Annotated in this window: 11 protein-coding genes; all 11 read right to left on the bottom strand. The window is 65.8% G+C overall.

Annotated features, from left to right (window positions below; translation table 11 throughout):
• Positions 1 to 247: 247 nt before the first annotated feature.
• The 11 genes from fliQ to rpsF all read right to left on the bottom strand — a co-directional run bounded on the left by fliQ (position 248) and on the right by rpsF (position 8,802).
• Positions 248 to 517, bottom strand: coding sequence for a flagellar biosynthesis protein FliQ (gene fliQ / locus AC3WT6_RS12950; protein ID WP_492654018.1), 270 nt, complete (start codon positions 515 to 517; stop codon positions 248 to 250).
• On the bottom strand, positions 514 to 1,254 hold the full coding sequence (gene fliP, locus AC3WT6_RS12945) for a flagellar type III secretion system pore protein FliP (protein ID WP_492654017.1): 741 nt from the start codon (positions 1,252 to 1,254) through the stop codon (positions 514 to 516). The genes fliQ and fliP overlap by 4 nt, the downstream gene beginning before the upstream one ends.
• Positions 1,255 to 1,259: 5 nt before the next feature.
• Positions 1,260 to 1,931 (bottom strand): FliO/MopB family protein, encoded by a 672-nt coding sequence (locus AC3WT6_RS12940; RefSeq protein ID WP_492654016.1) that lies wholly within the window; start codon positions 1,929 to 1,931, stop codon positions 1,260 to 1,262.
• A 5-nt stretch (positions 1,932 to 1,936) separates the two neighbouring features.
• On the bottom strand, positions 1,937 to 2,275 hold the full coding sequence (fliN, locus tag AC3WT6_RS12935; RefSeq protein WP_492654015.1) for a flagellar motor switch protein FliN: 339 nt from the start codon (positions 2,273 to 2,275) through the stop codon (positions 1,937 to 1,939).
• Positions 2,272 to 3,276, bottom strand: coding sequence for a flagellar motor switch protein FliM (gene fliM, locus AC3WT6_RS12930; protein ID WP_492654014.1), 1,005 nt, complete (start codon positions 3,274 to 3,276; stop codon positions 2,272 to 2,274). Before fliM ends, fliN begins: the two co-directional genes overlap by 4 nt.
• Positions 3,277 to 3,291: 15 nt before the next feature.
• Positions 3,292 to 3,843 carry a flagellar basal body-associated FliL family protein gene (locus AC3WT6_RS12925; RefSeq protein WP_492654013.1) on the bottom strand — a complete coding sequence of 184 codons (552 nt, stop codon included), beginning with the start codon at positions 3,841 to 3,843 and terminating at the stop codon, positions 3,292 to 3,294.
• 1,148 nt (positions 3,844 to 4,991) lie between these two features.
• Positions 4,992 to 6,080: an alanine racemase gene (gene alr, locus AC3WT6_RS12920; protein ID WP_492654012.1), complete on the bottom strand. Its 1,089-nt coding sequence runs from the start codon at positions 6,078 to 6,080 to the stop codon at positions 4,992 to 4,994.
• A gap of 13 nt (positions 6,081 to 6,093) precedes the next feature.
• On the bottom strand, positions 6,094 to 7,470 hold the full coding sequence (gene dnaB / locus AC3WT6_RS12915) for a replicative DNA helicase (RefSeq protein ID WP_492654022.1): 1,377 nt from the start codon (positions 7,468 to 7,470) through the stop codon (positions 6,094 to 6,096).
• 208 nt (positions 7,471 to 7,678) lie between these two features.
• Positions 7,679 to 8,131, bottom strand: a complete 453-nt coding sequence (gene rplI / locus AC3WT6_RS12910; protein ID WP_492654011.1) for a 50S ribosomal protein L9 — start codon at positions 8,129 to 8,131, stop codon at positions 7,679 to 7,681.
• Between the two features lie 15 nt (positions 8,132 to 8,146).
• Entirely contained in the window at positions 8,147 to 8,377 is a 231-nt protein-coding gene (gene rpsR / locus AC3WT6_RS12905) for a 30S ribosomal protein S18 (RefSeq protein WP_492654010.1), read from the bottom strand.
• A complete protein-coding gene (gene rpsF / locus AC3WT6_RS12900; RefSeq protein WP_492654009.1) occupies positions 8,377 to 8,802 on the bottom strand; it encodes a 30S ribosomal protein S6 in 426 nt (141 codons plus the stop codon). The genes rpsR and rpsF overlap by 1 nt, the downstream gene beginning before the upstream one ends.
• Between the last annotated feature and the right edge of the window lie 199 nt (positions 8,803 to 9,001).

Below are 9,001 nucleotides of genomic sequence, written 5' to 3'. Positions count from 1 at the left end.
CGACGCAGGGGTGTGCTTTCTTTTGCTTACTTTTCTTTGCACAAGCAAAGAAAAGTGAGTCGCCAAGAGGCGAAAAAGAGCTCGCACCAACAGCAGACTCAGCAGAGCGCGAATGCGCGAACCACACACCAGCAATCCAACTCGAAAGCACTGCACTCCTCCACGGCTTTCCCCCTCCTCTAACCCCTCCCCGCAAGGGGGAGGAGAACCGGGAGCAAGCAGAGGAAGCGGCGTCCGGCATGAGCCGCTACCCGATCAAACCCGGAATACTCTCGAACAAGCGCCGCGTGTACTCGCTCAGCGTCTGCAGCATCCACGGCCCGGCGATCACCACCACCGCCGCCATCGCCATCAGCTTGGGAATGAACGACAGCGTCATCTCGTTGATCTGGGTCGCGGCCTGGAACAGGCCTACCAACACACCCACCGCCAAGCTGGTCAGCAACAGCGGCGCCGCCAGGCTCAGCGTCAGCAGCAGCGCCTCGCGGCCCAGGGTCAGGACGGTTTCGGGAGTCATGCCACCGCCTTGAACGAGGCCGCCAGCATAGCCATGGTCAGCGACCAGCCATCAACCATCACGAACAGCATCAGCTTGAACGGCAGGCTGATCAGCATCGGCGAGAGCATCATCATGCCCAGGCTCATCAGCACGCTGGATACCACCAGATCAATCACCACGAAGGGCACGAAGATCAGAAAACCGATCTGGAAGGCGGTGGTCAGCTCGCTGGTGAGAAAGCTCGCCGCCAGCACCGTGAACGGCACCTCGCTGGCCTCGGCATAGGGCTCGTCGCGGCCGGACAGGCGGGTGAAGGTGAGCAGATCGGTCTCGCGGGTCTGCGCCAGCATGAAAGCGCGCAAGGGCTGCTGGGCCTTGTCCAGCGCCGGCTGGAACTCCAGCTTGCCGTCCATGTAGGGCTTGACCGCGTCGTCGTGGATCTTGCCCAGCACCGGCGCCATCACGAACAGGCTCAGAAACAGCGAGAGCCCGACCAGAATCTGGTTCGACGGCGTCTGCCCGGTGCCCAGCGCCTGCCGCAGCAAGCCGAGCACGATGACGATGCGGGTAAAGCTGGTCATGGTGAGCAGTAGCGCCGGCAGCAAGCTCAGCGCCGTCATCAGCGCCAGCACTTGCAGCGATAGCGACCAGCTCTGAGCGCCGTTGGCGGAGGTTTCCAGGGTCAGCGCCGGAATGCCGGCGGCCTGGGCCGTCGGCACCAGCAGCAACAAGATCAGCAGCCCCAGGGACTTCATGGCGTTCAGGCGGAGGTATGGAAGCGCGAAGACCGCAAAGCCTGTGGCCGAGGCGGCGTCGCCACCGCGACGCTCGCTGGCGGCGCCGACGGCACGGCCGCGGCCGGAGCCGCGCTGGGCGTCGGCGCCAGAACCGCGGCGGAACGCTGGCGGGCGCGGTCCAGAACCTGGCGCAACTTGGCGGCGAAGTCGGCGCCGTTCGCAGCCTTGAGCTGCGGTTGGTCGAAATCCGGCGGCACGTCGAACACATGCAGATTGTTGACCCGGCCGGCAGCGACTCCCAGCAAGAGATGGGTCTCGCCGGCCTGCATCCACACCACCCGCTCGCGACTGCCGACCTGCAGGCTGCCGCGCAGCTTCAGGGTTTCGCCACTGGCGCCACGCACACCCTGCAAGGCACGGACACCACGGGCCAGCAGGAGAATGAGACCCAGCACCAGCAGCAGCGAACCGAGCATGGTCCAGGCGCCGGTGGGCGCGGCCAGGCCGGGGGTGAGCGGCTTGGCCGGCACCTGCACGGAGGCAACCGTGGCCGGCGCCGGAGTCACGGCTTGCGGCTCGCTGGCCTGTATGGTGGGAAGCTCCGCGAGCGCAATCTCGGCCGATGCGGGCACTGCTGGCAGCGTCAGTGGATCGAGCGCGCTCAGGCTGGCGATCTGGATGGAACTGGCTTTCATGGCTGTTACCTCAGCTTGCGGATGCGTTCGGCCGGGCTGACCACGTCGATCAGGCGGATGCCGAACTTCTCGTTGATGACCACCACCTCGCCGTGGGCGATGAGCGTGCCGTTGGCGTAGACATCCAGCGGCTCGCCGGCGACCCGCTCCAGCTCCACCACCGAGCCCTGGTTGAGCTGCAACAGATTGCGGATCGGCAGGCGGGCGCGGCCCACTTCCATCGACAGCGTCACCGGCACGTCGAGCAGCACGTCGAGATTGACGTCGTTGCTCTGCGCGGGGGCCAGCGCCTTGTCGTCAAAGCTGGGTGGAGTGAATTCCTGGGGGTTGGCGGCGGCGCTCATGAGCTGGCTCCTTGCAGTTTCGGGTTGACCACGCGCGGATCGCGGCGGACGGTTTCAAGAATGCGGACGGCGTTGTGGCCGCCAGAGACGCCATAGGAGGCCTTGAACAAGGGCACGTCCTCGACGCAGAGCTGCACCTGGCGCGGCATGGTGAAGGGGATGACATCGCCGCTCTTGAGCTTGAGCAGCTGCCCCAGGCTGATCTGGGTGCGCGCCAGCTCGCAGCTCGCCACCACCTCCGCGTCGCGAATCTGCTCGCGCAGGGTGGCGCTCCAGCGCTCGTCCTTCTCCACCCGGTCCGATTGCAGGCCGGCGTCGAGCTGCTCGCGGATCGGCTCGATCATCGAGTACGGGAAAGTGACATGGATGTCGCCAGCACCGCCTTCCAGCTCGATGTGGAAGCGCGATACCACCACCACCTCGGAGGGGCTGACGATGTTGGCGAAATGCGGGTTCATCTCGTGGCTCATGAACTCGAATTCCAGCGGCAGCACCGCGCTCCAGGCCTCGGTGAGATCGGCAAAACCCTGGCGCAGCAGCAACTGCACCACCCGCAACTCGGTGGGCGTGAATTCGCGGCCCTCGATCTTGGTGCGGAAGCGGCCGTTGCCGCCGAAGAAATTCTCCACCACGGTGAACACCAGGCGCGGCTCGAAGATCACCAGCGCGGTACCGCGCAGCGGCTTGACCCGGATCAGGTTCAGGCTGGTCGGCACATAGAGGCCGTGGATGTAGTCGGAGAACTTCATCATCTCGATGCCGACCACCGACAGCTCCGGCGTGCGCCGCAGCATGTTGAACAGGCTGATGCGGAACAGGCGAGCGAAGCGCTCGTTGATCATCTCCAGCGTCGGCAGGCGGCCGCGGACGATGCGGTCCTGCGAGGTGAAGTCAAAGGACTGGGCGACACCGGGCGGCGGTGGCGGCGCGGTATCGACCTTGCCGCTGTCGACGCCGTGCAGCAGGGCGTCGATCTCGTCCTGGGAGAGGATGTCTTGCACGGGAGCGCGCCGGGCCTATTGCATCACGAAGCTGGTGAACATCACGCCGTCGATGCGCGGCTTCTTGCGCTCCTCCAGCACCTTGTTGACCTCGTCCAGCGCCTGCTGCTGCAGTTTTTCCTTGCCCTCGCGCGGCAATAGCTCACGATATTTCTGCGAGGAGAACAGCAGCACCAGGCGATTGCGGATCACCGGTAGGTTGGCGCGCACCGCGTCCAGCGCCGCCGGCTTGGCGGCCATCACCTCGACCTCGATCTGCAAAAAGCGGGAGACATCCTCGTCGTTGAGGTTGACCACGAAGGAAGGCGCCAGCGAAAAGTAGTCGCCGGTGGTCACCGGCTGCGCGCCGCCGCCGTGTTCGTCATGGCCGGCGCTGTCGACAGCCGCCGGTGCCTCGCCCTCGGCACTCACCGCAGCCGGCGGCGCCAGGCGCTGCGCGGCAAAGAAGGCGCCACCCGCAGCCAGGCCGGCGGTGACCACAAAGGCCAGGATCAGCTTCACGACTCCAGCCTTCGTTTTCTTGGGCGGAGCGGCAGAAGCTTCGGCGGCGGGGGCGGCAGCGGACATGGCGGGCTCGTAGCGACAAGGGTGTCAAAGGAGACAGCCAGCCAGGGAGCAAGCCATATGCCAGCCCCGGAAAGCCCGTAGTCAGTGGGTTTGAGGGGGCAGTGCCGGAGAACCGACACGGGGCTTGCAGGCCCGGTGTCGGGAAGTCGACCGGGTGATTGGAGAGCGATCTCGACGTTGTGAGCAGAGACGGGAGCGGGCGGAACACAGCTGCTGCGCCATCCGAAGTCCCCCTTCCCCTTGTGGGGAGGGGTTGGGGGAGGGGGGAAAGCCGTGAAGGAGTGCTTGGCCTTCGCGTTGGTCTGCTGGTGTGTGGTTCGCGCCTTCGCGCTCTTTTAGCTGCGCAGGGCTTGATAGCTTTTTTTCGCCTCTTGGCGACTCACTTTTCTTTGCTTGTGCAAAGAAAAGTAAGCAAAAGAAAGCACACCCCTGCGTCGCGCCCCTGCGGGGTGCCCTGCGATGCTCGTGGCCGGGGGGACGCGCCCGAACTCGGCGCCCTATAGGCGCCTCGAACATGCGGGCGCTTCCATACCCCCCGACCACTGCGCTTCTCGGCGCTTACGAAGGGGAGGGCAAGTCAACGGCACTCAGGCTCGTCGGCTGCGCCGACATCGCGCGAGCGAAGCAAGCGCCTGCCGTTGATGTTGCGGCGGGCGAAGACCGCCGTGCTGTAGATGTTCCGGTCCCCTTCGTAGCGCCGAGAAGCGGAGGTCTCCGGGGGTATGGAAGCCGGCGCCTGTCTGAGGCGCCTATAGGGCGCCGAGTTCGCCGGCGTCCCCCGGAGACCGAGCATCGCAGGTTTACCCCCGTAGGGGGCGCTACGCAGGGGGGTGCTTTCTTTTGCTTACTTTTCTTTGCACAAGCAAAGAAAAGTGAGTCGCCAAGAGGCGAAAAAAAGCTCGCACCAACAGCACTGCCAGCAGAGCGCGAACGCGCGAACGCAAACCACCGCACACCAGAACGCCCAAGCGAAAGCACCTCACTCCGCCACGGCTTTCCCCCTCCCCTAACCCCTCCCCGCAAGGGGGAGGGGGACTGGCGCATAAGCAATGGCGCTCGGCAGGGCGAAAGTCAGGCTTCGCCTATTCCCGCCTCGCCCTCGCACAGGGAAGAAGAATTCAAAAGGAGGAGAAAGGCGCCGATGCCAATCAGCCGTTTCGATAGCGAAACCGCACCCGCTGGGTCAGCCCGCAGAACAGCTCATAAGCCAGCGTCCCGGCATAGCCGGCCACTTCCTCCGCCGGCAGGCCATCGCCCCAGAGCAACACCGGATCACCCACCGCCGCCTGCGGCGCCGGCCGCAGATCGACGGTGACCATGTCCATCGACACCCGCCCCACCAGCGGCACCCGACGGCCGCCCACCATCAGCGGCGTGCCGCTGGGGAAACAGCGGTGCACGCCGTCGGCATAGCCGACCGCCACCACGCCGATCGGCATGCGCTCCGGCGTGCGCCAGGTCTGGCCATAGCCGATGGGCTCACCGGCGGCGAATTCGCGAATCGCGATCAGCCGGCTTTCCAGCGTCAGCGCCGGCACCAGGCCCAGCTCGCGGCCGGTCTTGCCCGGCAGGGGACTGGCGCCGTAGAGCATCAGGCCGGGACGCACCCAGTCCACCCGCGCCTCCGGCCAGGCCAGAAGGCCGGCGGAGTTGGCGATGGATCGCGGCCCCGGCACGCCCTGCAGGGCCGCCTGGTAGGCGGCGATTTGCTGGCCAGTGACCGGCGAGTCCAACTCATCGGCGCAGGAGAGATGGGTGAGCCAGCCCTGCAGCTTCCAGCCCGGATGGCGCTGCAGGGTTTCCACCAACCGCGGCACATCGCTGAGCGGAAAACCCAGGCGGTGCATGCCGGAGTCGAGCTTGAACCAGACCTGCACCTGGGCCGAGGCCGGCAGCTGCTCCAAGAGAGCGATCTGCCAGTGGTCGTGCACCACCACCTGCAGGCGTTCGTAAACCGCCAGCGCTGCCTCCTCGATGGAGATCACGCCTTCGAGCAGGGCGATGGGAGTGTGCAGCAGATGCGCCTCGCGCAGCTGCATCGCCTCTTCCATGCAGGCCACCGCCAGGCCATCGACCTGCTCGGCCTCCAGGGCGCGCGCCACCGCCACGGCGCCGTGGCCATAGGCATCTGCCTTGACCGCCGCCATCACCTTCGAGCGCGGCGCCACCTGGCGCACCACGCGCAGGTTGTGACGGATCGCGGCGAGATCGACCGTCGCGGTAACGCGCGGGATCATGCGGCGACGAGGCTCACTGGTAGTCCTCGTAGCCGGGCGGCGCCAGCGATTCGAGATTGTCGAAGCGGGTGAACTGACCCAGGAAGGCAGTCTTGCAGGTGCCGGTCGGGCCGTTACGCTGCTTGCCGATGATGATCTCGGCCTGGCCCTTGTCCGGGCTTTCCTTGTTGTAGACCTCGTCACGGTAGATGAACACGATGACGTCGGCGTCCTGTTCGATACCGCCGGATTCGCGCAGGTCGGCCATGCGCGGCCGCTTGTTGTCGCGGTTTTCGACGCCGCGGTTGAGCTGCGAGAGCGCGATCACCGGTACTTCCAGCTCCTTGGCCAGCGCCTTGAGGCTGCGGGAGATTTCGGAGATCTCGTTGGTACGGCTCTCCGAGCCCGGAATCTGCATGAGCTGAATGTAGTCCACCACGATCAGACCCAGGCCGTTCTTGGCGGCGATGCGGCGGGCGCGCGAGCGCAGTTCCAGTGGCGAGAGCGCGCCGGTCTCGTCGATGAACAAGGGCGCCTCGCGGATCAGGCCGCTGGCGGACGCGAGCTTGGCCCATTCCATGTCGTCCATCTCGCCGGTGCGCAGGTGCTGCTGGTCGATGCGGCCAAAGCTGGAGAGCACACGCAGCGCCAGCTGCTCGGCCGACATTTCCATGCTGAACACCGCCACCGGCGTGCCGCGCTCCAGCGCCGCGTACTCGGCGATGTTCATCGCGAAGCTGGTCTTGCCCATGGAGGGACGGCCGGCGACGATCACCAGGTCGCCCTTGTGCAGGCCGTTGGTCATGCTGTCGAAGCGGGTGAAGCCGGTCGGCAGGCCAGCGGCGCCGCCGGGGTTGTCGCGGGCGTAGACCAGCTTCTTCTCGATGGACTCCATCAAGGGCGCCATCGTGTGGTAGGCGGTGCGGCTCTTCGCCGCCCGGTTGCGGATCGCGAACACCTTCTGCTCGGCTTCGTCGATCAGCTCGCCGGCCTTGCGGCCATCCGGGCTCTGGCCCAGCGCCACGGTATCGAGACCGGTGGCGATCAGCTCGCGCTGGATGCTGCGCTCCTGCACGATCTCGGCGTAGGCGCGGACGTTGGAGGCGCCCGGCACGTCGAGGGTGAGCTGCGCCACCGCGCCCTGCCCGCCGACCCGCTCCAGGCTGTCCAGGCCCTGAGGATTGCCCTTGCGGTCGTCCTCGACGTCGTCGCGCAGTGCTTCAGAAACGGTCACCCAGTCGAACGGCCGGCCCTGGCCGGCGAGGGTGCGGATGGCGCGGTAAATCAGCCGGTGCGGCTCGGTGTAGAAATCCTCCTCGCGCAGGAGGTCCATGATCTCGTCGAGCTTGCGGTTGTCGAGCATCAGGCCGCCGAGCACCGACATCTCGGCTTCCAGCGCGTGCGGCGGCATGCGCGCCGCGGTCGGCAGACGACGCAGCTTGTCGCCGCGGTAGTCGCGGGGGTCGGGTTCGTATTCGCTCATGGGCACACTCTACTGCGGGGGGGCTGGCGGGGGTATGCACAAGCCAGTGCATGGCGGCCGGAACAAGTGGTGGATAACTGCCGGCGCAAAGCAAAACGGCCCGCGATGGCGGGCCGTTTTGGACCATCCATGCCGCTTAGGCGCGTTCGGCCTCGACCTTGACGCTGAACTCCACTTCCACTTCGGAGTGCAGACGGGCGAGCACCTTCACCTCACCGGTGGTGCGGATCGGACCGGCGATCAGATTGATCTCGCTCTTCTCGATGTCCAGCTTCTGGCCTTCGGCGGCGCGGGCGATTTCCGCCGGGCCCACCGAGCCGTAGAGCTTGCCTTCTTCCGAAGCCAGCGCGGTCACCACCACCACCGCGCCTTCCAGCTTGGCGGCGCGGGCCTTGGCGGCGTTGACCGAATCGACGGCCTTCTTCACCAGCTCGGCCTTGCGGTCTTCGAACACCTTCTTGTTGCTGGTGGTGGCCTGCAGCGCCTTGCCCTGCGGCAGCAGGTAGTTGCGGCCGTAGCCCGGCTTCACGTCAACGACGTCGCCCAGGTCACCCAGGTGCTTGATCTTTTCCAGCAGAATCAATTCCATGTGCGTGGCTCCGGATTACTCGTGCTTGTCGGTGTAGGGCAGCAGGGCCAGGAAGCGCGCGCGCTTGATGGAGTTGGTGATCTGGCGCTGGTAGAAGGACACCGTGCCAGTCACGCGCGCCGGCTGGATCTTGCCGTTCTCGCTGACGTACTGCTTCAGCAGGTTGAGATCCTTGTAGTCGATCTCGACAGCCTTGTCGGAGGAGAACTTGCAGGACTTGCGCTTGGTGCGAACGAAACGGGACATTAGACGGCCTCCTCGGTGGCGGCTTCAGCTTCGACTTCGGCGTCAGCCGGAGCGGACTCGGCGGCGCGCTCGCGGGACTTGTATTCCGGCTTCGGCTTGTCGTCTTCCGGATTCTTGAACAGCTGCGACTGCACGGTGACCGCGGTCTCCTTGCGGATGACCAGCTTGCGGATCACCGCATCGTTGAACTTGAAGGCATTCTCGAGTTCGGCCAGGGCCTTGTCGGAGCACTCCACGTTCATCAGCAGGTAGTGGGCCTTGTGCAGCTTGGCGATCGGGTAGGCCAGCTGGCGGCGACCCCAATCTTCCAGACGGTGGACCTTGCCGCCGTCGGCTTCGACAAACGACTTGTAACGCTCGGTCATCGCGGGCACCTGCTCGGACTGATCCGGGTGCACCATGACCACGATTTCGTAGTGACGCATGCTTGCTCCTTGTGGGATTGCCCCCCGGCAAACCAGAGCGGTGGGGCAAGGAAAACCCCGCCGGGACTCCGACGAGGGGCGCGAAGGATACGTAAACCACCCGCCCCTGGCAACCCGCGGCCAGGGATCAACACCACCACTGCCGCCGCGGTGGGGTTAATATGACGTCACGTTCCAGGTGGAACGTCGACGGCCACAG

Source organism: Stagnimonas sp. FW305-C-60, from assembly GCF_058782965.1.
The sequence above is the reverse complement of the archived record's forward strand: the minus strand, read 5'-3'. Positions and strand labels throughout refer to the sequence as shown.